Annotated in this window: 26 protein-coding genes; 17 read left to right on the top strand and 9 right to left on the bottom strand. The window is 72.3% G+C overall.

All coding sequences use genetic code 11. From position 1 onward, the window contains the following. Positions 1-15: 15 nt before the first annotated feature. The 4 genes from AC3EU2_RS03080 to dapD all read right to left on the bottom strand — a co-directional run bounded on the left by AC3EU2_RS03080 (position 16) and on the right by dapD (position 4,736). On the bottom strand, positions 16-597 hold the full coding sequence (locus AC3EU2_RS03080; protein WP_488178275.1) for a TetR/AcrR family transcriptional regulator: 582 nt from the start codon (positions 595-597) through the stop codon (positions 16-18). A gap of 123 nt (positions 598-720) precedes the next feature. Beyond that, on the bottom strand, positions 721-2,742 hold the full coding sequence (locus tag AC3EU2_RS03075; protein ID WP_488178274.1) for an HNH endonuclease signature motif containing protein: 2,022 nt from the start codon (positions 2,740-2,742) through the stop codon (positions 721-723). 186 nt (positions 2,743-2,928) lie between these two features. Beyond that, the gene (locus AC3EU2_RS03070; RefSeq protein WP_488178273.1) at positions 2,929-3,792 is read right to left on the bottom strand and encodes a hypothetical protein; all 864 of its coding nucleotides are present in this window, start codon (positions 3,790-3,792) and stop codon (positions 2,929-2,931) included. Between the two features lie 20 nt (positions 3,793-3,812). Beyond that, positions 3,813-4,736: a 2,3,4,5-tetrahydropyridine-2,6-dicarboxylate N-succinyltransferase gene (dapD, locus tag AC3EU2_RS03065; protein ID WP_488178272.1), complete on the bottom strand. Its 924-nt coding sequence runs from the start codon at positions 4,734-4,736 to the stop codon at positions 3,813-3,815. 93 nt (positions 4,737-4,829) lie between these two features. Here dapD and dapE point away from each other — a divergent pair, with 93 nt between their 5' ends. From dapE to AC3EU2_RS03020, 9 genes are all read left to right on the top strand, one after another. Continuing rightward, the gene (gene dapE / locus AC3EU2_RS03060) at positions 4,830-5,936 is read left to right on the top strand and encodes a succinyl-diaminopimelate desuccinylase (RefSeq protein WP_488178271.1); all 1,107 of its coding nucleotides are present in this window, start codon (positions 4,830-4,832) and stop codon (positions 5,934-5,936) included. Beyond that, positions 5,933-6,727 carry an LOG family protein gene (locus AC3EU2_RS03055; protein WP_488178270.1) on the top strand — a complete coding sequence of 265 codons (795 nt, stop codon included), beginning with the start codon at positions 5,933-5,935 and terminating at the stop codon, positions 6,725-6,727. The genes dapE and AC3EU2_RS03055 overlap by 4 nt, the downstream gene beginning before the upstream one ends. A 46-nt stretch (positions 6,728-6,773) precedes the next feature. After that, on the top strand, positions 6,774-7,088 hold the full coding sequence (locus AC3EU2_RS03050; RefSeq protein WP_488178269.1) for a cell division protein DivIVA: 315 nt from the start codon (positions 6,774-6,776) through the stop codon (positions 7,086-7,088). Continuing rightward, entirely contained in the window at positions 7,069-7,488 is a 420-nt protein-coding gene (locus tag AC3EU2_RS03045; RefSeq protein ID WP_488178268.1) for an SRPBCC family protein, read from the top strand. Before AC3EU2_RS03050 ends, AC3EU2_RS03045 begins: the two co-directional genes overlap by 20 nt. After that, positions 7,485-9,665, top strand: a complete 2,181-nt coding sequence (locus tag AC3EU2_RS03040) for a hypothetical protein (RefSeq protein ID WP_488178267.1) — start codon at positions 7,485-7,487, stop codon at positions 9,663-9,665. Before AC3EU2_RS03045 ends, AC3EU2_RS03040 begins: the two co-directional genes overlap by 4 nt. Beyond that, positions 9,662-11,029 carry a hypothetical protein gene (locus AC3EU2_RS03035; protein WP_488178266.1) on the top strand — a complete coding sequence of 456 codons (1,368 nt, stop codon included), beginning with the start codon at positions 9,662-9,664 and terminating at the stop codon, positions 11,027-11,029. Before AC3EU2_RS03040 ends, AC3EU2_RS03035 begins: the two co-directional genes overlap by 4 nt. 129 nt (positions 11,030-11,158) lie before the next feature. Then, positions 11,159-11,335 carry a DUF3117 domain-containing protein gene (locus tag AC3EU2_RS03030; RefSeq protein WP_082569572.1) on the top strand — a complete coding sequence of 59 codons (177 nt, stop codon included), beginning with the start codon at positions 11,159-11,161 and terminating at the stop codon, positions 11,333-11,335. 84 nt (positions 11,336-11,419) lie between these two features. Beyond that, entirely contained in the window at positions 11,420-12,934 is a 1,515-nt protein-coding gene (locus AC3EU2_RS03025; RefSeq protein ID WP_488178265.1) for a leucyl aminopeptidase family protein, read from the top strand. Beyond that, positions 12,931-13,296, top strand: coding sequence for a hypothetical protein (locus AC3EU2_RS03020; RefSeq protein ID WP_035940423.1), 366 nt, complete (start codon positions 12,931-12,933; stop codon positions 13,294-13,296). The genes AC3EU2_RS03025 and AC3EU2_RS03020 overlap by 4 nt, the downstream gene beginning before the upstream one ends. Before the next feature lie 22 nt (positions 13,297-13,318). On the opposite strand, the gene AC3EU2_RS03015 is transcribed toward AC3EU2_RS03020, so the two are convergent. Then, the gene (locus AC3EU2_RS03015; RefSeq protein ID WP_488178264.1) at positions 13,319-13,954 is read right to left on the bottom strand and encodes an O-methyltransferase; all 636 of its coding nucleotides are present in this window, start codon (positions 13,952-13,954) and stop codon (positions 13,319-13,321) included. A gap of 102 nt (positions 13,955-14,056) precedes the next feature. Between AC3EU2_RS03015 and sigE the strand changes: the two genes are divergently transcribed. The 4 genes from sigE to AC3EU2_RS02995 are packed head-to-tail and all read left to right on the top strand — an operon-like array spanning position 14,057 to position 17,076. Further along, positions 14,057-14,704: an RNA polymerase sigma factor SigE gene (gene sigE / locus AC3EU2_RS03010; protein ID WP_488178263.1), complete on the top strand. Its 648-nt coding sequence runs from the start codon at positions 14,057-14,059 to the stop codon at positions 14,702-14,704. Beyond that, entirely contained in the window at positions 14,704-15,291 is a 588-nt protein-coding gene (locus AC3EU2_RS03005) for a hypothetical protein (RefSeq protein ID WP_488178262.1), read from the top strand. Before sigE ends, AC3EU2_RS03005 begins: the two co-directional genes overlap by 1 nt. Further along, the gene (locus AC3EU2_RS03000; RefSeq protein WP_488178261.1) at positions 15,288-16,646 is read left to right on the top strand and encodes a S1C family serine protease; all 1,359 of its coding nucleotides are present in this window, start codon (positions 15,288-15,290) and stop codon (positions 16,644-16,646) included. Before AC3EU2_RS03005 ends, AC3EU2_RS03000 begins: the two co-directional genes overlap by 4 nt. Before the next feature lie 25 nt (positions 16,647-16,671). Next, the gene (locus AC3EU2_RS02995; protein WP_488178260.1) at positions 16,672-17,076 is read left to right on the top strand and encodes a twin-arginine translocase TatA/TatE family subunit; all 405 of its coding nucleotides are present in this window, start codon (positions 16,672-16,674) and stop codon (positions 17,074-17,076) included. Between the two features lie 97 nt (positions 17,077-17,173). Here the strand turns inward: AC3EU2_RS02995 and AC3EU2_RS02990 are convergent, their stop codons facing one another. From AC3EU2_RS02990 to AC3EU2_RS02975, 4 genes are read right to left on the bottom strand one after another with little or no spacing between them, the layout of a single operon-like run. Then, positions 17,174-18,319 carry an Mrp/NBP35 family ATP-binding protein gene (locus tag AC3EU2_RS02990; protein ID WP_488178259.1) on the bottom strand — a complete coding sequence of 382 codons (1,146 nt, stop codon included), beginning with the start codon at positions 18,317-18,319 and terminating at the stop codon, positions 17,174-17,176. Between the two features lie 9 nt (positions 18,320-18,328). After that, positions 18,329-18,913: a DUF1003 domain-containing protein gene (locus AC3EU2_RS02985; RefSeq protein WP_488178258.1), complete on the bottom strand. Its 585-nt coding sequence runs from the start codon at positions 18,911-18,913 to the stop codon at positions 18,329-18,331. Continuing rightward, entirely contained in the window at positions 18,906-20,183 is a 1,278-nt protein-coding gene (locus AC3EU2_RS02980; protein ID WP_488178257.1) for a magnesium transporter MgtE N-terminal domain-containing protein, read from the bottom strand. Before AC3EU2_RS02980 ends, AC3EU2_RS02985 begins: the two co-directional genes overlap by 8 nt. A 9-nt stretch (positions 20,184-20,192) precedes the next feature. Beyond that, the gene (locus AC3EU2_RS02975) at positions 20,193-20,729 is read right to left on the bottom strand and encodes a hypothetical protein (RefSeq protein ID WP_488178256.1); all 537 of its coding nucleotides are present in this window, start codon (positions 20,727-20,729) and stop codon (positions 20,193-20,195) included. 54 nt (positions 20,730-20,783) lie between these two features. Here AC3EU2_RS02975 and AC3EU2_RS02970 point away from each other — a divergent pair, with 54 nt between their 5' ends. The 4 genes from AC3EU2_RS02970 (at position 20,784) to AC3EU2_RS02955 (ending at position 25,154) form a co-directional block, all read left to right on the top strand. After that, positions 20,784-21,884 carry an HpcH/HpaI aldolase/citrate lyase family protein gene (locus AC3EU2_RS02970; RefSeq protein ID WP_488178255.1) on the top strand — a complete coding sequence of 367 codons (1,101 nt, stop codon included), beginning with the start codon at positions 20,784-20,786 and terminating at the stop codon, positions 21,882-21,884. Beyond that, positions 21,884-22,771, top strand: coding sequence for an HpcH/HpaI aldolase/citrate lyase family protein (locus AC3EU2_RS02965; RefSeq protein WP_488178254.1), 888 nt, complete (start codon positions 21,884-21,886; stop codon positions 22,769-22,771). Before AC3EU2_RS02970 ends, AC3EU2_RS02965 begins: the two co-directional genes overlap by 1 nt. A 208-nt stretch (positions 22,772-22,979) precedes the next feature. Further along, positions 22,980-24,179: an IS110 family RNA-guided transposase gene (locus AC3EU2_RS02960; RefSeq protein WP_488178253.1), complete on the top strand. Its 1,200-nt coding sequence runs from the start codon at positions 22,980-22,982 to the stop codon at positions 24,177-24,179. 264 nt (positions 24,180-24,443) lie between these two features. Beyond that, a complete protein-coding gene (locus tag AC3EU2_RS02955; protein ID WP_488178252.1) occupies positions 24,444-25,154 on the top strand; it encodes a L,D-transpeptidase family protein in 711 nt (236 codons plus the stop codon). The last annotated feature ends 7 nt before the right edge of the window (positions 25,155-25,161 follow it).

The raw sequence follows: 25,161 nt of genomic DNA, 5'->3' as shown, positions 1-25,161 counted from the left end.
GGCGCTGCGCAGCGGTCAGGCGAGAAGGCGGGTGGCCTCGTCGACACCGGCCATGAGCTCGGTCGGGAAGTCGCGGTCGTCGTCGACCAGGAAGCACGCCATCGAGTCGTGGAAGAGCCCGGCGATGAGCGCGACGGCCACGCGGGCCCGGGGGTGACCGGCGGGCAGGCCCTCACGGGCCTCGGTGGCCTGGCGGACCTCTGCGGCGACGCCCTCGAAGCGCTCCTTGGCGACGGTGATCAGCCGCGGGTTGCGCTCGAGGAGGGCGTGGATGCGCCGCCAGTCCTCGTGGGTCGTCTGCTCGCGGGCGTAGATGCTCGTGACGAGGTGACCGAGGTCCTTGAGCAGGTTTCCCTCGGGGCCGCCGGCGACGAAGGTCGCGAGGTCGCCCGGGTCGAGGGGGGCGGGTCCGTCGAGGACGGCCGCCTCCTTGCCCGGGAAGTAGTTGAACAGCGTGCGGCGCGAGACACCCGCCTGCTCGGCCAGGTCGTCGAGGGTGAACCCGTCGAAGCCGTGCTCGATGGCGAGGTCTTGGGCGCAGCGGGAGATGCGGCGCGACGTCTGCTCACGACGGGAGACTGCACTCTGGATGACCACAGTGCAAGTTTGCACTCCATACGCCCTCAGTGCAAATCAGCCTCGTTGACGGGCACGCCTCGAGCCGGGCCCGTCTGATCCTCGCTACCAGCGCTCCGGAGTCCGGGACCGTCAGGGTGTTGGTCAGAACGGCGGCGGGGCGGGGTAGGCCGGGGTGATGTCGATGGTGACGGGTGGTGGGGGTCCGTCGCGGTCGAGGAGCTCGAGGTGGCGCCGGAGGTGGTCCTCGAGGAGGGTGTGGACCTCGTCGAGGTCGAGCGGTCGCAGTCGCGTGGGGCGGTGGGTCGGGCTGGCGGTGGCGGTGGCGGTGGTGGCGGGGGTCGCGGCTCGCCGGGGCTCGGTCGACTGGGTGGGCTTGGTGGGTGTGGTCGGTGCCAGGGGCACGGTGGTGCGGTCGAGGTGGTCGATGGGGTGGGTGGTGGAGGTGCGGCCGGTGGGGTCGGTCCAGTGGGCGGTGCCGTCGGGGTCGAAGCGGACGGTCCAGCTGTGGCGTTGCTTGATGCGGTGGTGTCGGCGGCACAGGCACATGAGGTTGGTGGGGGTGGTGGCGCCGACGGGCCAGGCGATGACGTGGTCCTGGTCGGTGTACATGGCGTTGGTGGAGCAGCCGGGGAAGCGGCACCGGCCGTCGCGCAGGCGGACGAGGCGGGCCATGTCGGCGGGCACGACGTAGCCGTCGCTGCGGCGGGCGGCGTCCTTGCGGGCGCGTGTGGCCAGGGAGGCGGGGATGGTCCCGCCGGTCACGGCGCCGGTGTCGGGGTCGCACGTCAGTGGGCTCGAGGGAACGAGTCGGGTGGCGGCGGCGAGGGCGTCGAGGTCGAGCAGGGTGGGCACGGTGGATCCGAGCCCGCCGACCTCGGTCAGGTGTGGTGCCTGGGGCGGCCCGGTGGGTCGGTGCTCTTCACCGGGCGCCTCGGCGCATTCTGGTGCGGGCTCGGTGCACTGTCCTGCGGACCCCTCGGTGCCGGGGTGGGCGTTCGTCGGGGCGGGTGCCGCGGCGTCGGTCGAGTCCGTGCCAGCGGCTCTGGCACCGGCACCGGCGGCGGCGGTGGCAGGGGCTGGGGCTGGGGCTGGGGCTGGGGCTGGGGCTGGGTGCGACGGGGTCCTGCCAACGTCGGTGTCGGTCGAGACGGTGGCAGCGGTCGCGCGGTTCGAGGTTGCGGCCCTGCGTGTGTCGGCAGGGACGTCATCGGATCGGACCCCGGCTGCGGCAGTGGTGGCGGCCTGATGGTCAGCTGCGGCTGCACCGGTGTGGGCGTCGGTCGCGGCGGAGGGGGTGGCGGCGGTGGGGATGGCGGCGTCATGGGGTGCGGCGGGTGTGGGGGTGTCGGCGGGGACGGTGGCGTGGAGGTGGACGGTGACGGTGGCCTGGGCCAGGACGAGCTGGGCGAGGGCGTCGGCGCGGGCCTGGGCGAGGGTGAGGTCGGGGTGAGCGCGGCGCAGGGTGCGGGCGAGGGTGTCGACGGCCTGCCACATCGGGGCGGAGCGCTCGACGGGGAGCTCGGCCTCCCAGTGGTCGGTGCCCAGGGTGGCCGGGCAGCGGCGCACGAACCGTCCTTCGCGGGCGGCCTTGGCCTGTCCGGCGACGACGTCGGGGTGGGCGCGGGCGATCATCCGCCGGACCCGGGCCCGCAGGGGTCCGGTGGTCTCGTCCCACCGGCCTTTGGCGTCGTAGTGGGCGACGAGGGCGTCGACGATGGTGTGGGCGCCGTCGTCGGGGCAGATCTCGACCTCGGTGGTGACGACCCGGGCCCGCCAGGGGTCGAGGTCGCCGGCGAGCATCGCGGTGACGAGCTGGGGGGTGGTCGTCATCTGGTGCACGGCGACCTCGCACCGGGTCGTCGCGGCCTGGGCGGTGATCCCCAGGATCGGTCCGATCAGGCCGGGGGCGTCGAGGCACTCGTGGCCCAGCCCGCGGTGCTGCTCGCCCCAGGTCCCGTCCGAGCATGTGACGTCCTCGATCGCGGCGACGTGGGCGACCGCGACGGTCTGCACCCCGGCGAGGGTGTTGCCGACCCGGTGGGTGACCTCGACCACCGACAGCAGCTGCTCCCGGCCGGCCGAGCCGGGGTCGCTGTGCCGCAACGCCTCCACGACCGAGGCGGTGGCCGCCTCCAGGTTCGCAATCGCGGTGTCGAGCTCCATGACAGAACTCTAGAGGCCACCACTGACAGCCACCCCCGCCGCCAATCGGACTCCAGCACAACCGAACCGGCGCCGGAACGCGCAACCATGGAAGGAGCCTTCGTGGCCAGTACCCCTCGGGTGCAAGCGAACTCGCGACTCAACGGCAAGGCGAGCGGACGGCATACGCCATCGTCTTGCGCGCGGTCAGGTGAGGTGGAGGACGACCTGCTGGGCGGGTACGGGCTCGTCGGCCGTCTGCCAGGACCACGACGACGAGTCGCGGCTGCGGGACCAACGGCGGTCGCCGACGGTGACCCCGGTGATGCCGGTGTCGACCGCCTTGGCGACCGACCACGAGGCGATCGACGACGCGATCTGGTCGCTGGTCCCGGTGACGGTCAACGTCCCGTCGCCGGCGGTCGCGTCGAGTCCGTACTCGGTGTCGAGCAGCCGTCCGAGCATCGCGACGTCCGCCTCGCGCCCCGCGTCGTCGAGGCGGCATCCGAGACCGCCGGGGGAGTGCCCGGCGAGGGCGGAGGCGAGGATGCGGCCCTCCTGCTCGTGGTCGGCATACGCCTCGGGGTACGCGCTGCGCTGCACCTTCTGGGCGACGACGGTGATGGTGCCACTCTCCCAGTCGTCGACCTTGACGAGCGCGTCGTAGAACTTGTCGGTGGAGTACTCCGGGTCGAGGATCTGCTCGACCGTGCCCCACCCCTGCGACGGGCGCTGCTGGAACAGTCCCACCGAGTCACGGTCGCCGTAGCGGATGTTGCGGAGCTTGGACTCCTGGATCGCGGTGGCGAGCGCGATCGTCGCCGCCCGGGCGGGCAGCCCGCGTCGGAGCGCGAGGGCCGTGATCGTCGCGGCGTTGCTCATCTGCTCGGGGTCGAAGTCGACCGAGCTGCCCCCCGCCGTTGCCTGGCAGCGAGGACCGAGCGCGCCCTGGAGCAGCGAGCGTCCGCCGAACCAGGCGCCAAGGGCGACGAGAGCCACGAGCGTGAGGATGAGGGAGCGCGCGATCCACCGCGATGCCCCACCTCGGGGCTGCTCCTCCGCGAGGGTCACGGGTCGACGTCGTGCGCTCATCAGTGGTTGGCGTGCAGCGCCGAGTTGAGGACGATGCCGTGGCCGTCGCGCGGACGCGCCTGCACCGCACCCGTGACCGAGTTGCGCATGAAGAGGAGGTTGGACTGGCCCGAGAGCTCGCTGGCCTTGGTGACGGTGCCGTCGGGGAGCGTCACCTTGGTTCCGGCGGTGACGTAGAGGCCCGCCTCGATGACGCAGTCGTCGCCGAGGGCGATGCCGAGGCCGGACTCGGCGCCGAGCAGGCAGCGCTCCCCGATGGACACCCGCTCGGTGCCGCCGCCGGAGAGGGTGCCCATCGTCGATGCCCCCCCGCCGATGTCGGACCCGTCGCCGACGACGACCCCCTGCGAGATGCGTCCCTCGACCATGGAGGTGCCGAGCGTGCCGGCGTTGAAGTTGACGAAGCCCTCGTGCATCACGGTCGTGCCGCTGGCCAGGTGGGCGCCGAGGCGCACCCGGTCGGCGTCGGCGATGCGCACGCCGGAGGGCAGGACGTAGTCGGTCATCCGGGGGAACTTGTCGACACCGAAGACCTGGACCGGGCCGCGTGCCATCAGCCCCAGGCGCGTCGTCTCGAAACCGTCGACGGCGCACGGGCCGTGGTTGGTCCACACGACGTTGGTCAGCACGCCGAACAACCCGTCGAGTGAGACCGAGTTCGGCTGCACGAGGCGGTGGGACAGCAGGTGGAGCCGCAGCCACCCGTCCGCCGCGTCACCGGGGGCCTCGTCCAGATCGACCTCGACCAGCCGCACCTCACGCGTCACCCCGCGGACCTCGTCGGCCGCGGCGAGGGCCGACAGGCCGGTCGGCTCGGCGACACCCTCGGACCCGCCCAGGGCCGGTGCCGGGAACCAGGCATCGAGGACGGTGTCGCCGTGGAGGGTGAGCAGGCCGAAGCCGTGAGCGGTGCGCGCGGTCATGGCGTCAAGGGTAGGGGTCGGGTCTGTGCCGTCCCGAGGCCGTCCGGCTCGCCCACGACGAGCGGCCCTCGGCATCGCAGATAGGGTCGGCGTATGCCGCTCGACCTCACGTCCGACGTCGTCACCCTGACCGCCGCGCTCTGCGACATCGAGTCGGTGAGCCTCGACGAGACCGCCATCTGCGACGCCATCGAGGAGTCTCTGCGCCCGCTCGAGCACCTCACCGTCACCCGGATCGGCAACACCGTGGTGGCCCGCACCGAGCTCGGTCGCGGCGAGCGCGTCGTCCTCGCGGGGCACATCGACACCGTCCCGCTGACCGACCCGCCCAACCTCCCCACCCGTCGCCTGCCCACCGCGCAGGGCGAGGTGCTCTGGGGTCGCGGCACGGTCGACATGAAGGGCGGCGTCGCGGTCCAGCTGCGGCTCGCCGCGACGGTGCCCGAGCCGAGCCGCGACGTCACCTACGTCTTCTACGAAGGCGAGGAGATCGAGAGCGAGCACAACGGCCTGCTCCACGTCCAGGAGCAGCGGCCCGACCTCATCGAGGACGCCGACTTCGCCGTCCTCCTCGAGCCGACCGGCGCCGTCGTCGAGGGCGGCTGCAAGGGCACGATGCGGATCGACATCACGACCAAGGGTGCCGCCGCCCACTCGGCCCGCCCGTGGAACGGCCACAACGCCATCCATGACGCAGCCGAGATCCTCAGCCGGCTCACGGCATACGAGACCCGGACCGTCATGGTGGACGGCCTGGAGTACCGGGAGGCGCTCAACGCGGTCAGCATCTCCGGCGGCATCGCCGGCAACGTCATCCCGGACCGCTGCACCGTCTCGGTGAACTACCGCTACGCCCCGGACCGTTCCGAGGAGGAGGCCGTGGCGCACATGCACGAGGTCTTCGACGGGCTGACCTTCGAGGTCACCGACAACGCCGGGGGAGCACGGCCGGGGCTGGACCTGCCGGCGGCCAAGGCCTTCGTCGAGGCTCTCGGCACCGAGGTCATCGCCAAGCAGGGCTGGACCGACGTCGCCCGGTTCCAGGCGATGGGGGTGCCGGCCGTGAACTTCGGCCCGGGCGACCCCAACCTCGCCCACCACGACGAGGAGCGCTGCCCCGTGGACCAGATCGTCTCGGCCGAGGCCGCCTTGCTGCGCTGGCTCGCCGACGCGCCTGCCACACCGGGAGTGGGCCGATGAACGACACCCAGCAGCCGTGGGACGAGTCGCACGACTACCACCAGGGCCCGGTGGTGATGCGCCGCTCCCAGGTGCCCGCGGAGACGACCGACCAGCGGCTCCTCGACGACCGGGGCTCGGCCGACTGGGTGCACACCGACCCGTGGCGTGTCCTGCGCATCCAGTCCGAGTTCGTCGAGGGCTTCGGCGCCCTGGCCGAGCTCGGCCCGGCCGTGAGCGTCTTCGGCTCTGCCCGGACCGGACAGGACGACCCGACCTACGAGCTCGGTGAGCAGGTCGGCGCGGCTCTCGTGCGCGCCGGGTACTCCGTCATCACCGGCGGCGGCCCCGGCGCCATGGAGGCGGCGAACAAGGGCGCCCTGGAGGCCGGGGGCACGTCGGTCGGACTCGGCATCGAGCTGCCCTTCGAGACGGGGCTCAACGCGTTCGTCGACCTCGGAGTCAACTTCCGCTACTTCTTCGCCCGCAAGACGATGTTCGTCAAGTACTCGCAGGGCTTCATCGTCCTGCCCGGGGGGTTCGGCACGCTCGACGAGCTCTTCGAGGCGATCACCCTCGTGCAGACCCAGAAGGTCACGTCGTTCCCCATCATCCTCATGGGGCGCACGTACTGGCAGGGCCTGCTGGACTGGCTCTCCGACTCCGCGCTCGCCGCCGGCACCATCAACGCCAAGGACCTCGCGCTCATCACCGTGACCGACGACCCGGCCGTGGCCGTCGAGATCATCGTCGCCTCGGACCGCGGCAGCGCCCCCGAGCCGCCCTCGGGCAGTGGCACGCACCCCGAGTGAGGGGCATCGTGCGGCCCACCCCCGCGCTCGCACCTAGGATCGCGATGTGCAGTGGGTCGCCCTCGGATCACTCGCCGTCGCCGTCATCGCGGTCACGGCGCTCGTCGCGACGGGTCGGCTCGACCTCGCTCCGCTGAGCGACCCGGTCTCCACCCTCCCGCCGCTCGAGCTCCCGGAACGGCCCACGAGCGCCGACGTCGACCCCCTCCGCCTCGGCACCGCCGTCTACGGCTACGCCCCGGACGAGGTCGACGCGGCCCTGGACGCGCGACGCGACCGGCTCGCCGAGCAGGAGCGCGAGCTGTCCGCACCGTCGTCCACCCCCTCGCACCGGGAGGGTCATGTTCACCCTGACGCGTGAGAGCACCCTGTCGCCCGCCGAGCTGTGGCAGCGTCTTGCCGCCCTCGACGAGCACGCCGACTCCGTCCCGCTGACGACGACGATCGCGGACCCCGGTGCCCCGCTCGCGGGCTGGCGCTTCACCGCCCGGACCGCCTTGGGCCCGCTGCGCTTCGACGACGCGATGGTCGTCGAGGAGTGGGAGCCCCCCCGGAGGTGGCGCGTGCGCAAGACCGGGTTCCTCAAGGGCTGGGCCGAGGCGGTGGTCACGCCGGGTGCCGACGGGTCCCGTCTGACGTGGACCGAGGAGCTGTGGTTCGAACTGCCCGGGCTGACCGGTCTGACGCGGCGGGTCGGTGACGTCCTCGGCCCGCTGATCTTCGGACCGGTCGTGAACCGGCTGGCCCGGGCCGACCGGTGATCTGGGCGCTCGGGCTCAGCCTCCCTGTCGTCGCGTGCGCGCTGGGCCTCGCCTGGTTCCTCTCCCGTCGCGAGAACGCGGCGGTCGCCGACCCGGGTGACGCGATGGACGAGGACCTCGGGCGCCCGCCGTTCCGGCTCCAGGTCGTCGGCTACCGCACCGACCGGGTCGAGGAGGCCCTCGCCCGGCTCGACGCCCAGATCGCCGCCAACGACCTCCTCCTCCGCGCCGCCCCCTCTGCCCCCGCCCCCTCTGCCCCCGCCCCCTCCGCCCCCGCCTCCGACTCCCTTGCGTCCGCAACCCTGGTCGGAAAACCGACCACTGTTGCGGACGCTGCGACCCCGCGCTCCGTTGCGTCCGCAACCATGGTCGAGAAGCCGACCAGGGTTGCGGACGCAGGGGAGCGCGAGGGGGCGGAGGAGCCTGCGGCCCGCGTGCGTTGGGGCTGGCTCGACCTCGTCGTCGTCGCGGCCTACCTCGGCACGGCCCTCCACGTCCTCTCCGGCCTCGTCGGTCGCACGTCCACCGGCTACCTCTCCCAGGGGGTGCAGGACCACCAGGCGTTCGAGTGGTACTTCGGCGCGTCCGCGCACAACCTCGCCACCCTCTCCAACCCGCTGTTCAGCGACCGCCAGAACTTCCCCGAGGGCGTCAACCTCATGGCGAACGCCGCGGTCACCGGCCTGGGCATCCCGCTGGCCCCGCTCACCCTGACCCTCGGGGCCCACCTGACGTTCTTCGTCGTCGAGCTGCTCGGGCTCGCCGGCACCGCCGCCGCCTGGTACTGGTTCCTCCGCCGGCGCGGGCTCGTGCGGCCGGCCGCGGCCGTCGGCGGCTGGTTCACCGGCTTCGCTCCGGCGATGGTCTCCCACGCCAACGGACACCCCAACTTCGTCGCACTTTTCCTCATCCCGGTGATCGTCGACCGCGTCCTGCGGCTGGCGCAGGGCACGCACCGGGTGAGGGACGGGGTCGTCCTCGGGCTGCTCGTGACGTGGCAGGTCTTCATCGGCGAGGAGCCCCTGCTGCTCGCCGCCCTCGGCATGCTCGTCGTGGGCCTCGTCCTCGCCCTGCGCGGCCGTCTCGACCTGCGCCGCCTCGCACCGGGCGTGGGGATCGGCGCCTGGGTGTGCCTCGTGCTGGTCGCGGTGCCCCTGTGGTGGCAGTTCGCGGGACGGCAGAGCTACACCTCGATCTACCACCCACCCGGCGGCAACGACCTCGCTGCGCTGTGGGGTCGCGCCACCCGCACCTTCGGCGCGGACCCGTGGGCCTCGGCGGCGCTGTCGATGAACCGCACCGAGGAGAACGCCTTCTTCGGCGTCGGCCTGCTCGTCCTCGTCGGATTGATCGCGCTCGTCCTCATCCGCAGACCCGTCGTGCAGGCGCTCGCCGCCCTGGTCGTGCTGGCGTGCTGGCTCTCGCTCGGAGAGGAGGTCCTCCTGCGCGGGGAACCCACGGGCGTGCCCTCCCTGTGGGCCGCTCTCGACGCGCTCCCGGTGCTCGAGAACGTCCTCCCCACGCGCTTCGTCATGATGGCGATCCCCGCGATCGCCGGCCTGCTCGCCATCGGGATCGACGCCGCGATCCGGGCCGCTCCCCTGAGCGCGGCGGACGCCGACGAGGCGCGACTCCCCTCGTGGCAGCCGCAGGTGGGCGGATGGCTCGTCACCGCGGCGACCGTGGTGGCCCTGCTGCCGGTCCTGCCGACGTCCCTCCAGGTCGACGAGCGCCCGGTCGTGCCGACGTTCTTCACCGGGGACGCGTGGCGCGACTTCAGCCACGGTGGCTCGATCCTCGCCGTCCCCCCGACCGACATCGTCGACGCGCGGGCCTTCGACTGGCAGCTCGCTGCCGACACGATGGCGTTCCCCATCGTCGAGGGGTACTTCGTCGGCCCGAACGGGGCGCCGGACCGCGGCGGCCAGTACGGCGCGACCCGACGGCCGATGTCGCTGTGGCTCTACGACGTCAATGCGGCCAACGCGGTCATCCCGGCGACCGAGGCGCAGCGGCTCCAGTTCGTCGAGGACCTCCGGGCCTGGCGCACCGACGCCGTCGTCCTGCCCGCGCGGGCCCAGACCGCGGCGCTGCGCGACTCGCTCGCCACCGTGCTCGGCCAGCCGCAGGAGGTCGAGGACGTGCTGGTGTGGGACGTGCGGGAGCTGCGCCAGTGAGCGCATCCGCCCACCCGGCTGCGCCCTGGCGTCCCGAGGGCGGCGAGGGCCCCGAAGGCGTCGAGGGCTCCGAGGGCTCCACCGCCACCACCACCACCACCACCACCGCCACCACCGACCGGGTCGCCGGCAGCAGCCTCCTCGGGGGCAGGGCGCTGGCCCACCCCGTCCGCACGATCCTGGCCGTCTACGTCGTCACCCGGCTCGTCGCGCTCGCGGCGATGTGGGTGGCGGCGACGTGGTTCCAGAACCCCGCGGGAGTCGGCCACCTCGACCCCACGGTCGGTGACCTCATCGGCCTCTGGGACTCGGAGTGGTACGAGCGGATCGCCACCCAGGGCTACCCCGTGCCGCTCCCGGCCGACCCGACGACGGGCAAGCTCACCTACAGCGCGTGGGCCTTCTACCCGCTCTTCCCGTTCCTCGTGAAGGGCCTGATGCTGCTCGGCATCCCCTTCACCGCCGGGGCGGTGGCGCTCAACCTCGTCCTGGGGGCCGTCGGCGCCGTCCTCATCTGGAAGCTGTTCAGCCACGCGCTGCACGCCGACCCGCGACCCGGTCGCGACCGGCTCGCCCTCGTCGCCGCCTGCCTCTGGTGCTTCTACCCGACGACGGGGGTGATGCTCAAGGCGTACACCGAGCCGCTCGCCGTCGCGCTCGTCGCCTTCTCGCTGCTCCAGCTGATGAACCGCCGGTATGCCGCCGTCGCCGCTCTCGCGGTCCCGCTCGCCTTCACCCGTGGCGTGGCCGCGGCGATGGGCTGCGCGGTGCTCATCCACCTCGTCGTCCGCATCCGGGAGGACCGCCGGGCCGGGGTGGCTCCGCTGCGGGGGCAGCGGAGCACGGCGGCGCTCATGGTGCTCGTCACGGGGCTGTCCGGGCTCGCCTGGCCCGTCGTCGTCGGGGTCGTGAGCGGCATCCCGACCGCCTTCCTCGACGTCCAGGAGGCGTGGGGCCAGCAGCCCTCGGCCGGCCCGTTCGTCCTGTGGGTGCAGTGGGCCTGGGAGGGCCACGGCCTCGCCGGCCTCGCCGTGCTCGTCGGGCTGTGCGGCACCTACATCGCCCTCGTCCTCGGGCGGCACGGTCGCTGGCTCCCCGTCGAGGTCCGGGCGTGGGCGGTCGCCTACCCCCTCTACCTCTTCGCCGTCGTCCGGCCGATCACGAGCATGTGGCGCTTCCTCCTGCTCGACTTCCCCCTCGCCGCCCTCCTCGCCAGCGTCGCCATGCGCACGTCGACGGGGGAGCGGATCGTGCAGCACTGGCGCTGGCGCGTGGCCGTCCTCCTCGTCCCCGTGGTCCTCGGCCTCGTCTGGTGGACCTGTGCCCTGCTCACGTGGACACCGTGGGGCTCGCGACCCCCGTGAGTCTCGGGGGGACCCGATTTCGTCTCTGCCCTGCTCAGCGGGGATAATGGTCGCGACACCGGTGCACCAATGCCGGGAACGCGAACACGTGATGCACGATCGTGCGCCACGGCAACGAAGGGAACACCCATGGCGGCAATGAAGCCCAGGACGGGCGACGGCCCTCTCGAGGTCACCAAGGAGGGTCGCGGCATCGTGCTGCGCATGCCTCTGGAGGGTGGTGGCCGTCTCGTCGTCGAGATGACTCCGGACGAGGTGCGGGCACTGGGGCAGGCGATCGACGACTGCGAGGCGCTGAAGAAGTGACCGTCGGTCGTTGACGTGACGTTGACGTGACCGAGGGCCCCCACCGACATGGTGGGGGCCCTCGCCGTCTGTAGGGTCGGACGGGTGCCCTCCGAAGACCTCCTCGCCCCCTCCGTCGCCTCCTGGACCGGGAGGGACGGACCCCTCGCCGACGTCCTGGCCGACTCCGACCCGACGGACCTCGCGCTCGTCGTCGGCCTGCTCGCCGGTGGCGACCCCTGGGATGCGCGCACCCGCGAGTCGCTGACGGGAGTGGGCTTCGACCCCGACGAGATCCTCGAGACCCACGAGCCCTCCACGACGGTGGGGGCCACGACGACCGTGCGGGTCCCGCGGGGCCAGCAGCCCGTCCGGGTGCTCGTGTTCGTCGGCCTCGGCGACGCCGCACCGGCGGACCTGCGGCTCGCCGGTGCGGGGGCCGGCCGGGCCACGCGCGGCCGCTCCCTCGTCGTCCTGCTGGCCCCGCCCTCCGACGAGCCCGGCCACGCCGCCCTCGTCGAGGGTGGCGTCCTCGGGGGGTGGGCCCCGTCCCGCTGGACCGGTGGGAGCTGGCAGCTCGGGGCGGAGGTCGCCGGCGACGTCGTCGTCGTCGGTGTCGAGCCGGACGTCGTCGAGCGGGCCGTGCGCCGCGCCGTCACGACGCTCGTCGCCCGCAACCTCGCCAACACCCCCTCGAACATCAAGAACCCGGGGTGGATGGCGCGCCAGGCACGCACCCTCGGGTCGCGCAGCGGACTCGAGGTCACCGTCTGGAACAGGGCGGCCCTGGCCGCGGGGGGCTTCGGCGGGCTGCTCGCCGTCGGGCAGGGCTCGGCGACACCGCCGGCCATGGTCCGGCTCGGCTACACCCCGGAGGGCGCCGACGACGCCACCCCCCACGTCGTGCTCGTCGGCAAGGGCATCACCTTCGACTCCGGCGGCCTCCAGGTGAAGCCGGCCGACGGGATGCTCGCGATGAAGACCGACATGTCCGGGTCGGCGATCGTGCTGGCCGTGCTGGCCGCCTGCCGCGACCTCGGCGTGCAGGTCCGGGTCACCGGCCTCCTCGCCCTCGCCGAGAACATGGTGAGCGGGTCGGCCTACCGTCCGGGTGACGTCGTGACGCACTACGGCGGCACGACCACCGAGATCGGCAACACCGACGCCGAGGGGCGGATCGTGCTCGCCGACGCCCTGGCCTACGCCGACGCCGAGCTCGACCCCGACGTGGTCGTCGACATCGCCACGCTCACCGGCGCGGCCCGCGTCGCGCTGGCGCGCACCATGGCCCCGGTCTACGCGACCGACGACGAGCTGTCGTCCCAGCTCCGGGCCGCCGGTGAGACAGCAGGTGAGACGCTGTGGCCCTTCCCGCTCGTGCCCGCCTACCGTCAGGCACTGGAGTCCGACGTGGCCGACATCAACCACATCGGACCCTCGGTCGGGGGTGGCTCCATCACCGCGGCACTGTTCCTGCGCGAGTTCGTGGGGGAGCGTCGCTGGGCCCACCTCGACATCGCCGGCCCCGGCCGCTCCGATGTCGACTCCGGAGTCCACGGCAAGGGTGGGACGGGGTTCGGTGCACGTCTGCTGCTTCGATGGCTGGAAGGTCTGCGATGAACGCCGGATACGGACTGGCAGTGCGCTGGTCGCTCGAGAACGCTCCCGAGAACGCGCCCGACCAGCTCCGCGAGTACGTCGTGGGCACCTCGATCGCGAGGTTCATGTTCCTCGACGGGCTGGCCTTCAAGGTGTGGCGGATGCGTGAGGGCGAGTGGTTCGAGGGGACCTACGTCTTCGACACCGAGCAGGAGCGCAAGGTGTTCCGTGAGGAGTTCGAGGCCACCGCCGCCGAGTCGAAGGGCTCCGAGCTCATCGGGTCCTCACCCACGTCCATCGAGGAGTTCGAGGTCGTCGCGATCGCCGAGGGCCCGGCCGGCTTCCGTCGCGGTGCGGGTCCGCGCGTGGACGCCCACGCCTGACTGCCGCCCAGCCCCGTCGGCGTCAGCGCTTGACGGCGACGAGGAGCCCGTCGCTCACGGGGAGCAGCGTCGGCACCAGGGCGTCGTGGTCCCGGAGGGACTTGCCGAGGTCGCGCAGCGTCGTCGTGTCGGCGTCCCGCGCGGCCGGGTCGGCCACCTTGTCGTGCCAGAGCATGTTGTCGAGCACGAGGACGCCACCGCTGCGCAGCAGGCGGATGCCGTGCTCGACGTATGCCGGGTAGCTCGGCTTGTCGGCGTCGATGAGCACCATGTCGTAGGCGGCGTCGGTCATCCGGGGGAGCACCTCGGTCGCGCGACCGGTGATGACCCGGGTCCGCTGGGTCGGGTACCCGGCCGCGGCGTACGCCTCCCGGGCCGCCCGCTGGTGCTCGGCGGAGATGTCGATGGTCGTGAGGACCCCGTCCTGGGGCATCCCCGCGAGCATCCAGAGGCCGGAGGTGCCGGCGCCGGTCCCGATCTCGATGACGTGCTTGGCACCGATGGCCGCCGTGAGGACGCGCAGCGTCGCGCCGGCCCCGGTCCCGACCGGGGTGGCCGCGCCGAAGGCGAGTCCGCGGGCCCGCGCCTGCTCCATGACCTCGGGCTCGGGCACGAAGTCCTCGGCGTACGACCAGCTCGCGGGCTTGAGGGTGCTCATGGGCCGCAACCCTACTCGGGGAGGCCGGGTGGTCCGGACTCACAGGCGGCGTTCAGGGTCTTCAGGAACATTTCCCGGCTCCGGCACGTAGACACCTGTGACATGGACAGCCAGGTGGGCACCGAGCAGGGGACGACGATGACGAGCGCAGCAGCGGCGGCCACGGGGGAGTGGACGCCGCCGACCTGGGAGCAGGTCGTCGAGGAGCACTCCGCGCGGGTCTACCGCCTCGCCTACCGCCTCACCGGCAACGTGCACGACGCCGAGGACCTCACCCAGGACGTGTTCATCCGCGTCTTCCGGTCCCTGCACACGTTCCGGCCCGGCACGTTCGAGGGCTGGCTGCACCGCATCACGACCAACGTCTTCCTGGACAAGATGCGGCGCAAGCAGCGCATCCGCTTCGACGCGCTCTCCGACGAGTCCGCCGCGCGCCTGCCCAGCCGCGAGATCAGCCCCGAGCAGAGCTACGCCGACACGCACTTCGACGACGACGTCCAGCGCGCGCTGGACTCCCTCGCGCCCGACTTCCGGGCCGCCGTGGTCCTCTGCGACATCGAGGGCCTGTCCTACGAGGAGATCGCCGCGACCCTCGACATCAAGCTCGGCACCGTGCGCTCCCGCATCCACCGCGGCCGCTCCCAGCTGCGCGAGGCGCTGGCCCACCGCGCCCCCGAGCGCGCGACCGCCACGTCCGGCGCCACCGCCCGCCGCCCCGGTCTGCTCGCCCCCGCCGGTGGTGCCGTGTGATGCCACTGTCCCGCCCGAACCGGTGCCGCCTCGACGAGCTCCCCGACTACGTGTCGGGGCAGCTGTCGGCCCAGCGCACCCTCGAGTGGAACCGGCACCTCATCGCCTGCGTCGGGTGCCAGCACGCCGTCGCCGGTGAGCGGCGCCTCCAGGCGCTCCTGTCGGCGGGCTGCCCGTCGATGTCGGGGAGCCTGCACGCCCAGCTCGTCGCGCTCGCGTCGTCGATGCCCGCCCCGCCGCTCGCCGACGCGATGTCGGACCGAGCCCACACGTACGCCCCGCTCGAGATGGTCGCGCCCTCGGCGCCTCCGGTGCACCGCAGCCCGCTGAAGTCGGCCGCCATGGCCACCGCGGCGGCGGGCGCCACGGCTGCGGTGGCCTGGACCCTGACCCTCGCCGGACCGGGGGCGGTCGCGACGACCGTCGGCTCGGTCGGCGGTGGCGGGCCGTCCCCGTCCGTGCGTCCCACCGCGTCCAGCCCGGGCGTCGGGAGCGGCACCGTGCGGGTCCGCGGTGTCTCCACGGGGTGGACGGACAGCACCTCGGTTCGAAACCTCGTGCTGTGCGAGGCAGAATCACGGTCATGACTGAGGACAGGCCTCGCGACGACTCCGGCGAGCGCCCTCGCACCGACGCGCAGCACACCGACGAGCTCGACCTCTTCCGGACCCAGGAGATCGGGGCCGCGCCGGGTCGCGCACCGATGCTGCCGGCGCCCGAGCCGACCCCCGACGGTCCGCCGGACTGGCGCACGCCCGAGCACACGGCATACGGCACGAACCCGTATGCCGCGTCAGCGGCTCCCGGAGCCACCGCACCTGCGCGCAGGGGCGGACCCGGCTGGCTCGGCGTGCTCCTCATCGCCGGCCTGTCGGCGCTGCTCGCCGGTGTCGGCGGCGGTCTCTTCGGCGGGTGGCTGGGCGCCACCGACCGCTTCGACGGCCTCGACCTCACCGACGACAGCTCGACCGGCGCGACGCCGGAGCCCGGTGCGGGCGCGACGACGCGCCCCGAGGGCACCGTGGCCAACATCGCCGCGAACGCCACCCCGAGCGTCGTGACGATCCGGGTCGAGGCGGGCAGCGGCGACGGGACCGGCTCAGGCTGGGTCCTCGACGACAAGGGACACATCGTCACCAACAACCACGTCATCGCCGCCGCCGCCAGCGGTGGCGAGATCACCGTCGTCCTCTCCAACGGCAAGCAGTCGCCGGCGAAGATCGTCGGTCGCGACGTCTCCTACGACCTCGCCGTCCTCAAGGTCGAGCGCACCGACCTCGCACCGCTCCCGGTCGGGGACTCGAGCGCAGTCGTCGTGGGCGACCCCGTCATCGCCGTGGGCGCGCCGCTCGGCCTCGAGTCGACGGTCACGACGGGCATCGTCTCGGCGCTCAACCGTCCGGTCACGCCCGGCGACGCGGACGACCAGTCGTTCATCAACGCGATCCAGACCGACGCGGCGATCAACCCCGGCAACTCGGGCGGGCCGCTGCTGGACATGGAAGGGCGCGTCATCGGGATCAACACGGCGATCGCCCGGGTCGCCGGCACGGCCATCGGCGGGCAGAGCGGCAACATCGGCGTCGGCTTCGCCATCCCGAGCGCCCAGATGAAGACCACCGTCGACCAGCTCATCCGCACCGGCAAGGCCGAGCACCCGATCATCGGCGTCCTGCTCGACCGGGAGTACGACGGCGAGGGCGTGCGCATCGGCGCCGACTCCGGTGACACCCCGGCCGTGACGCCCGACGGCCCTGCCGCGAAGGCCGGGCTCCGGGCCGGTGACGTCATCACCGCGTTCGAGGGCCGCCCCATCAACGACCCTGACGCCCTCGTCGTCGCCATCCGCGCCAGGCCCGTCGGATCGAGCGTCACCCTCACCGTGCTGCGCGACGGCACCGCCCGGGATGTCAAGATGGTCCTCCAGGGCAGGAGCGACTGACGCGCCACGGCGTACAGGAGGACGAGTGTTCGGCATCAACGGGTGGGAGGTCGTCCTCCTGGCCCTCATCGCGGTGTTCGTGCTCGGACCAGAGCGGCTGCCCGAGTACGCCGCCAAACTCGCTCAGGGCATCAAGAAGTTCCGGGTCATGGCCGAGGGCGCCAAGGGTCAGCTCAAGGACCAGCTGGGCCCGGAGTACTCCGACATCAACTGGCGCCAGTACGACCCGCGCCAGTACGACCCCCGCCGGATCGTGCGCGAGGCGCTCATCGAGCCGCTCGAGGACGCCGCGTCGGGCCTGAAGTCCGGGGGCACCAACCCCGACATGGGCGAGGTCGACGCCCTCGGGGACGACGGGGTCTCGCTCGGCTCGGACCCGCGCGCGTGGGACCCGTTGCGCCCCACGCCCTACGACGTCGACGCGACCTAGTCGCGAGCCCGTCTCAGCGGGGACGACGGGGTCGGTGGGGGTACGCGCTCAGTTGCTCCTTCGTCGCAAACGCGCGCACCCCCACCGTCACCATCATCTAGCGGCCGCTGGGCGTGAGGCCGAGCGAGCGGCCGGCGAGCCCGCGGGAGCGGGTGCCGAGCTCGCGGGCGATGCCGCGCAGGGCGACGGCGGCCGGTGAGGTCGACCCGCCCAGGACGATCGGGGCCCCCTGGTCGGAGCCGATGCGCAAGGCCGTGTCGAGCGGGATCTGGCCGAGCAGCGGCACGGGCGCCCCGATGGTGCGGGTGAGCGAGTCGGCCACCGCCTGCCCGCCGCCGGAGCCGAAGATCTCCTGACGGGACCCGTCGGGCAGCTCGAGCCAGGACATGTTCTCGATGACGCCGGCGACCCGCTGGTGGGTCTGCACGGCGATCGCGCCGGCCCGCTCGGCGACCTCGGCGGCGGCCTGCTGGGGCGTCGTCACGACGAGGATCTCGGCGCCCGGGATGAGCTGGGCGACCGAGATCGCGATGTCGCCGGTGCCCGGGGGGAGGTCGAGCAGGAGGATGTCGATGTCACCCCAGAAGACGTCGGCGAGGAACTGCTGGAGGGCACGGTGCAGCATCGGCCCGCGCCAGACGACGGGCTGGTTGCCCGGGACGAACATGCCGATCGAGATGACCTTCACGTCGTGGGCGATCGGCGGCAGGATCATGTCGTCGACCTGCGTCGGACGCTGCTCGACACCGAGCATGCGGGGGATGGAGAAGCCGTAGATGTCGGCGTCGACGACACCCACCTTGAGGCCCTGCTGGGCGAGGGCAGCGGCGAGGTTGGCGGTGACGGAGGACTTGCCGACGCCGCCCTTGCCGGAGGCCACGGCGTACACCCGGGTGAGGCTGCCAGCCTTGGCGAAGGGGATCTCCTTCTCGGCCGTGCCACCACGCAGGTTCGTGCGGAGCTCGGCGCGCTGCTCCTCCGACATCACGCCGAGCGTGACGTCCACGGCGAGGACCCCCGGAACCCTGAGCAGCGCGTTCGTCGTGTCGTTGGTCAGGGTCTCCTTGAGGGGACACCCGGCGATGGTCAGCAGGATGGTGACCGCCACCCGACCGGAGGCGTCGCACTCGACCGACTCGACCATGCCGAGCTCGGTGATCGGCTTGCGGATCTCGGGGTCGTTGACGGTGGCGAGGGCGGCGCGGAGGGCGTCGTCGCTCACGGGTGCAGCGGTGACAGGCATTGCTCCATGCTAGGTCGGTTGCCCGCCACGACCGCCATCGGTCCGGCCCCGAGGGCTGTCTGACTGGTCACTCCGCTTCGTCGGGGCGGCCTTGCTGATCGTCAGGCCCCGCTCCTCCATCTCGTCGAGGAGGTCGCGCAGCTCGCCGCGGACGAAGTCGCGGGTGGCCGAGTCGCGCAGGGCGATCCGCAGGGCGGCCACCTCGCGGGTGAGGAACTCGGTGTCGGCGAGGTTGCGCTCGTCGCGCGTGCGGTCCTGCTCGAGCATGACCCGGTCGCGGTCGGCCTGGCGGTTCTGCGCGAGCAGGATGAGTGGGGCGGCATACGACGCCTGCAGGCTGAGCACGAGCGTGAGGAAGATGAAGGGGTAGTCGTCGAAGCGCCAGTCGGTGGGGGCCAGCAGGTTCCACAGCACCCAGACGAGGACGACGAAGGTCATGCCGATGAGGAAGTACGCGGTGCCCATGTAGCGGGCGAACTTCTCCGAGAGGACGCCGAAGGCCTCCTCGGTCAGCGACTCGGGCCGGGTGAGGAACCTGCGGCCGGCCTCGCGCGGCTGGTCGAGCCGCGGCGTGCGCTCGCGGCGGTCAGCCATGGGTGGTCACCTCATGGCGGTCGTCGCGCCAGTCGTCGGGCAGCAGGTGGTCGAGGACGTCGTCGACGGTGACCGCGCCGACGAGCAGGCCGTTCTCGTCGACGACCGGCAGGCCGACGAGGTCGTAGGTCGCGAGCAGCCGGGTCACCTGGCCGACCGTCGCGTCGGTCGTCACCGGCTCGACGTCCTTGTCGAGGATCGTGCCGATCGAGGCGTGCGGGGGCTCGCGCAGCAGCCGCTGGATGTGGACCATGCCGAGGAACTTGCCGGTCGGGGTCTCCAGTGGGGGGCGGCACACGAACACCGTGCAGGCGAGCGCGGTCGAGAGCTCCTTGCGGCGCACGACGGCGAGGGCCTCGGCGATCGACGCGTCCGGCCCGAGGATGACCGGCTCGGTCGTCATGAGCCCGCCGGCGGTGTCCTCGTCGTAGGTGAGCAGGCGGCGCAGGTCAGCGGCCTCGTCCGGCTCCATGAGCTGGAGGAGCTCCTCCTGGCGCTCGGCCGGCAGCTCGGCGAGGAGGTCGGCGGCGTCGTCTGGCTCCATCGCCTCGAGGACGTCGGCGACGCGGTCGTTCTCCAGGCCGGCGATGAGCTCGACCTGCTCGTCCTCGGGCATCTCCTCGAGGACGTCGGCGAGCTGGTCGTCGGCGAGTGCGGCGGCGACCTCGGCGCGGCGCTTGGCCGGCAGGTCGTGGATGGCTTCGGCGAGGTCGGCGGGCTTGAGGTCCTCGTAGTGCTCGAGCAGCCGGGCGGCGCTCTGCTCGTCGGAGGTGTCGCGCAGCCCCGAGACGTCCTCGATCGGCACGACGAAGGTCTCGCCGCGGCGCCGTCCGAGCCGGGAGATCGAGCGGGCGGACGTGCGCCGCACGAAGACCCGGGTGACCGACCAGCTGCGCGCGTGGTTCTGCTCGAGGCCGATGTCCTCGACGGTGGCGTCGATGAGCTCGCCCTGCTCGACGCGCACCCGGACGTGGCGCTCGATGAGCTCGGCGAGCACGAGGGTCTCGTTGGCGCGCTGCTCGAAGCGGCGCATGTTGACCAGGCCCGTCGTGATGACCTGTCCGCCCTCGACGGAGGTCACCCGCGTCATCGGGACGAAGACCCGGCGCCGGCCCGGCACCTCGACGACGAGGCCGATGACGCGCGGTCGCGTTCGGGTGGCGCTGAACGTGAGGACGACGTCGCGGACCCGCCCCACCGGGTCCCCCAAGGGGTCGAAGACGGCGAGCTCGGCCAGTCGGCCGACGAAGACGCGGGTGCTCGTGCTCACGCCGCAAGGTTAGTCGCGTCCGCGGCCCCGCCAGTGCCAAGGTCGCCAGCGCGCCGTCGTGCCGAGGCCGGGGGAGACGGTGACGCGTCCCGCCTCCTCGCCGTACGCTCCGGGCGCCTCGTCCGGTCGGCCGTGCGGCGCGAGGACGTGGAGGACGGCGCCCTCGCGCCAGCGGGCGAGGACGTCGCCGGTCGCGTTGAGCCGCCCGGCGCGCAGCACCTCGGCCGCCGCGTCCCACTCGGGCGTGCTCGGCGCGAGCTCGCGCACGGTGGCGCGCAGACGAAGCAGCCGTCCGCCGGTGTCCTTGCTGCGCAGGATGAGGGTCACCTCGGGCGGGAGGAACGGCAGCTGCTGCTCACCCGGGCCCGAGACGACGTACGCCGCCGGGCCGGCGCCGCGCGGGTCGTCGTCGTCGTGCCAGACGAACCAGACGGCGTGGCTGCCACCGCCGGGCACCTCGACCCACATCACGCCGGACTTGCTCGCCACCTCGGCGAGAAGGCGGGTGACATTGACCGGGGAGGGTGTCTCGGGCGAGCCGCTCACGGCGTGAACTCTGTCATAACGCCGCCCCCGCCCGCACTGCTAGCGTCCGGCAGCATGCGCTCACCCAAGGACTTCTTCGCCCCGCTCGCGGTCGGGGCCCCCGCTCCCGTGCGCGAGGTCCCGGCCCGTCCCAGCCGGATGATCCACTTCTTCGACCCGAGCAACGAGAAGATGGCGGCCAAGGTCCCCGGGATGGTCGGCTCCGTCGACGTCCTGCTCGGCAACCTCGAGGACGCCGTCAAGGCCGACCGCAAGGAGGCGGCCCGCCAGGGGCTCGTCGACATCGCGAAGGCCACGGACTTCGGTGACAGCACGCAGCTGTGGACGCGCGTCAACAGTCTCGACAGCCCGTGGGCCCTCGACGACCTCGTCACCCTCGTCACCGAGATCGGCGACCGGCTCGACGTCGTCATGGTGCCCAAGGTGCAGGGCCCCGAGGACATCCACTACGTCGACCGGCTGCTCGCCCAGCTCGAGGCCCGGGCCGGGCTCACCCGTCCGATCCTCGTCCACGCGATCCTCGAGACCGCCCGCGGCGTGGCGAACGTCGAGGCCATCGCGGGAGCGTCACCGCGGATGCAGGGCATCAGCCTCGGGCCGGCGGACCTCGCCGCGGACCGACGGATGAAGACGACCCGGGTCGGCGGCGGCCATCCCGGCTACCTCGTGCGCGCGGACCCGGCGACCGACCTCGGCGAGGGCGTCGACCCCGTCACCGCACCCCGCGCCACCCACCAGCAGGACCTGTGGCACTACACGATCGCCCGCATGGTCGACGCCTGTGCGATGCACGGGATCTTCCCGTACTACGGCCCGTTCGGGGACATCAAGGACGTCGTCGCCTGCGAGGACCAGTTCCGCAACGCCTTCCTCCTCGGCTGCGTCGGCACGTGGACGCTCCACCCGGTCCAGATCGACATCGCCAAGCGCGTGTTCAGCCCGTCCGCCGCCGACGTGGCCCACGCGCGACGGGTCAGGGAGGCGATGGGGGACGGCACCGGCGCCGTGATGCTCGACGGGCGGATGGAGGACGACGCGTCGCTCAAGCAGTGCCTCGTCATCCTCGAGTTGGCCGAGCGGCTCGGTGCCACCGACCCCGAGCTCGCCGAGCTGTATGCCGTCCGGTCACCGTCCGCCGAGGGTGAGGGGTCCTGATGGGCGAGCAGGCGGCATACACGCCTCGTCGTTCGGTGCTCTACATGCCGGGCTCGAACGAGCGCGCCCTCGAGAAGGCGAAGACGCTGCCGGTCGACGGCCTCATCCTCGACCTCGAGGACGCCGTCGGTCCCGACCACAAGGAGGCGGCCCGCGACGCCGTGTGCGCCGCGGCCCGGTCGGGGGCGTACGGCTCGCGCGAGCTGACGATCCGGGTCAACGGCATCGGCACCCCGTGGCACGACGCCGACCTCGCCGCGGCCGCGGCGGCCGGACCCGACGGGGTCGTCGTCCCCAAGGTCGGCTCGGCCGACGAGGTCCGCTCCCTCGTGGCCGCGCTGGAGGCTGCCGGTGCGCCCGAGCACACGCGGCTCTGGGCGATGGTCGAGACCCCCGAGGCGGTCTTCAACGTCCGCGAGATCGCGGCCGCGTCGCCGCGCCTGGCGGTGCTCGTCATGGGCACCAACGACCTCGTCAAGGAGCTGCGGGCCGAGCACGTCCCCGGCCGCGGACCCCTGCTCACCGCGCTCCAGCTGTCGCTGCTGGCCGCGCGCGAGTCGGGGATCGCGATCCTCGACGGCGTCCACAACGACGTCACGGACGCCGAGGGGTTCGAGGCCGAGTGCGTCCAGGGCCGTGACCTCGGCTTCGACGGCAAGACCCTGATCCACCCCGGGCAGATCGAGCCCTGCAACAGGGTCTTCGCGCCGAGCGAGGAGGCCGTTGCCGAGGCCCGCGGCATCGTCGAGGCGTGGGAGGCCGGCGCCGGACGGGGCGTCGTGACCCACCGTGGGCGGATGATCGAGAACCTCCACGTCGACATCGCCAAGCGGGTGCTCGCGACCCACGCCGTCATCGTCGGTCGGCTACTTGACGATTGTCGGTAGGGCCGGTGTCTGGCCAGACTCGGTCCAGGTGTTCGGCTGGAGGCTCTCTTTGCGGCTGCCCACCAGCGTGTTGGGTGTGGCTCTCTATCGGTTTGCTCTCCGGCCGGGCGCCGTTGCCGGTGCGTGGCTCCAGAGGGGTCTGCCCTGCTCTCAGTAGCAATGCCCGCCCGGCGTCAACCGATCAGTGACGGCGGGAAGGACGAAGCTCATGGCGAAGGTGTTCATCGGGGTCGATCCCCACCGGTTGTCGGCGACGATCGAGGTGGTCGACCGGCACGAGAGGGTCTTGGCGACCGGCCGGTTCGCCACGGACAAGGCCGGTTACGCGGCGATGCGCCAACACGTCGCTGGGTACCGGGAGCGGGTGTGGGCGGTCGAGGGCAGCAACGGCACCGGCCGCCCGTTGGCGCAGCGGCTCCTCGCGGACGGCGAGCACGTCGTGGACGTGCCGGCGAAGCTCTCAGCGCGGGCGCGGCTGCTCGACACCGGGCACAACCGCAAGACCGACGCGCATGACGCGCACGCGGTGGCGGTGGTCGCGGTCCGCACCAAGAACCTGCGGGCACTCGCCTACGACGCGGACCTGGAGGTGCTGCGGATGCTGGTCGACCGCCGCGACGAGCTGTCCCGGGCGAAGGTGCAGTGCATCAACCGGCTACACCGGCTGCTGTCGGAACTGGTTCCGGGACAGTCGAAGAAGGACCTGACCGCGTTGCAGGCCAAGGCGATCCTGGCCTCGGCGCGCCCCCGCGACTCGGTCCGCAAGACCCTCAAGCGGCTCGCGCTCGAGCAGCTGGCCGAACTGGTGGTCATCGAGAAGAAGATCAAGGACTCCAGCAGAGAGCTCAAGACCCTGGTCCTTGCCAACGGCTCGCACCTGATGGACCTCATCGGTGTCGGGCCCGTGGTCGCCGCCCGGATCCTGGCCGACGTCGGCGATGTCGCCCGGTTCGCCGATCGGAACCGGTTCGCGTCCTGGACCGGCACCGCTCCCCTGGACGCCTCCTCCGGGGAGCAGATCCGCCACCGTCTCTCGCGCGCCGGCAACCGCAAGGCCAACCACGTCATCCACATCGCCGCCGTCAACCAGATCCGCCTCGACAGTCCCGGCCGGGCCTACTACCGGCGCAAGCTCGCAGCCGGGAAGACCCCGATGGAAGCCCTGCGCTGCCTCAAGCGGCGCATCTCCGACGCCATCTATCGACAGCTGCGCGCCGATGCCGCCCTTCGCATGGAGGCGGGCCCGGGAGGGCACTGCGGGGCGGCACTCATATCCAGCGCGGCCGGCTTGCACCCGCACACCGGCACTTCGGATCAGCCACTCCCGGGACCCGCTCCAGAGACGCTACCCGCATCCCGAACGAGGTGGAAGACCGCGAAGGTAAGAGCCCTCCAAACCGCCCCTTGACATCAGAGGGGTGCCGGTAGGATCCCCACTGGTCGGCGCCGTCGAACGTGCCCGGCAATGCTCTGGGCGTCCGGCTTCGTCGCCATCGGACACAAGGTCTGGCTCTTGTGAACCATCGCCGGCGGGTCGGTCGCACGAGGCCGTAGTCACGTCGGGCCACCCCGCGACCGTTTCCTCTCGTGTCACGCAACCTTCTGCTGAACTGGAACGTCAGACACCTGACAACTTCAGGGCAGAAGGATGCACGGCGGAGGCAGGACCATCATGGAGAGAGAGGGCACCGGGGTCGCCCGTCGGACGATCCTCAGGGCTGGCGCCGGGGGCGGTCTCCTCGGCATCCAGGCAGTGGCAGCACCGGCGGCGGGGGCCGCCACACGGCCCACGCTCGTTCGCGGGTCCAGGGGTGCGTCCGTCGTCGCGGCGCAGAACCGGCTCAACCAGCTCAGGTACTGGTGCGGAACGGCGGACGGATCCTTCGGTGCACTGACCCAGCAGGCGGTGTGGGCACTCCAGAAGGTCGCGCACGTCTCTCGGACGGGCATGATCGACGCCGCGACGTGGGGGCTGCTCGACCGGGGGGTTCGCGCCAACCCGCGAACGACGAGTGGCACCGTCATCGAGTGCGACCTCGCCGAGAACACGCTCATGCTCGTCTCGAGCGGCAGCCTTCGCTACACGCTGAACACGAGCACTGGGAACGGTGCGCGCTACTACTCCCGAGGCATGTGGCGCACGGCCTACACCCCGAAGGGAGCCTTCTCGGTGTACTACCGCTACACCTCCGGATGGCAGACCGGGTCGTTGGGCTCGATGTGGCGTCCGGCCTACTTCAGGAGCGGCTGGGCCATCCATGGCTCCACGTCGATCCCCCCGTATCCGGCGTCCCACGGTTGCCTTCGGGTGAGCGTCTCGGCGATGAGCAAGCTCTACGCCGAGGGCTGGCCGATCATCGGCCGCCGCGTCTGGATCTACTGACCCGCTC

The sequence above is a fragment of the Knoellia sp. B-D-2 genome, from assembly GCF_057714695.1.
This window is presented reverse-complemented; position numbering and strand designations above follow the sequence as displayed.

What these genes read in the sequence shown, in the direction of transcription:
- AC3EU2_RS02970 (WP_488178255.1), top strand. Translation starts at nt 20,784, where the DNA reads ATGCGCTCACCCAAGGACTTCTTCGCCCCGCTCGCGGTCGGGGCCCCC.
- AC3EU2_RS03030 (WP_082569572.1), top strand. Translation starts at nt 11,159, where the DNA reads ATGGCGGCAATGAAGCCCAGGACGGGCGACGGCCCTCTCGAGGTCACC.
- AC3EU2_RS03000 (WP_488178261.1), top strand. Translation starts at nt 15,288, where the DNA reads ATGACTGAGGACAGGCCTCGCGACGACTCCGGCGAGCGCCCTCGCACC.
- dapE (WP_488178271.1), top strand. Translation starts at nt 4,830, where the DNA reads ATGCCGCTCGACCTCACGTCCGACGTCGTCACCCTGACCGCCGCGCTC.
- AC3EU2_RS03075 (WP_488178274.1), bottom strand. Translation starts at nt 2,742, where the DNA reads ATGGAGCTCGACACCGCGATTGCGAACCTGGAGGCGGCCACCGCCTCG.
- AC3EU2_RS03045 (WP_488178268.1), top strand. Translation starts at nt 7,069, where the DNA reads ATGTTCACCCTGACGCGTGAGAGCACCCTGTCGCCCGCCGAGCTGTGG.
- AC3EU2_RS02985 (WP_488178258.1), bottom strand. Translation starts at nt 18,913, where the DNA reads ATGGCTGACCGCCGCGAGCGCACGCCGCGGCTCGACCAGCCGCGCGAG.
- AC3EU2_RS03005 (WP_488178262.1), top strand. Translation starts at nt 14,704, where the DNA reads ATGCCACTGTCCCGCCCGAACCGGTGCCGCCTCGACGAGCTCCCCGAC.
- AC3EU2_RS03015 (WP_488178264.1), bottom strand. Translation starts at nt 13,954, where the DNA reads ATGAGCACCCTCAAGCCCGCGAGCTGGTCGTACGCCGAGGACTTCGTG.
- AC3EU2_RS03020 (WP_035940423.1), top strand. Translation starts at nt 12,931, where the DNA reads ATGAACGCCGGATACGGACTGGCAGTGCGCTGGTCGCTCGAGAACGCT.
- sigE (WP_488178263.1), top strand. Translation starts at nt 14,057, where the DNA reads ATGGACAGCCAGGTGGGCACCGAGCAGGGGACGACGATGACGAGCGCA.
- dapD (WP_488178272.1), bottom strand. Translation starts at nt 4,736, where the DNA reads ATGACCGCGCGCACCGCTCACGGCTTCGGCCTGCTCACCCTCCACGGC.
- AC3EU2_RS02960 (WP_488178253.1), top strand. Translation starts at nt 22,980, where the DNA reads ATGGCGAAGGTGTTCATCGGGGTCGATCCCCACCGGTTGTCGGCGACG.
- AC3EU2_RS02965 (WP_488178254.1), top strand. Translation starts at nt 21,884, where the DNA reads ATGGGCGAGCAGGCGGCATACACGCCTCGTCGTTCGGTGCTCTACATG.
- AC3EU2_RS02955 (WP_488178252.1), top strand. Translation starts at nt 24,444, where the DNA reads ATGGAGAGAGAGGGCACCGGGGTCGCCCGTCGGACGATCCTCAGGGCT.
- AC3EU2_RS03055 (WP_488178270.1), top strand. Translation starts at nt 5,933, where the DNA reads ATGAACGACACCCAGCAGCCGTGGGACGAGTCGCACGACTACCACCAG.
- AC3EU2_RS02990 (WP_488178259.1), bottom strand. Translation starts at nt 18,319, where the DNA reads ATGCCTGTCACCGCTGCACCCGTGAGCGACGACGCCCTCCGCGCCGCC.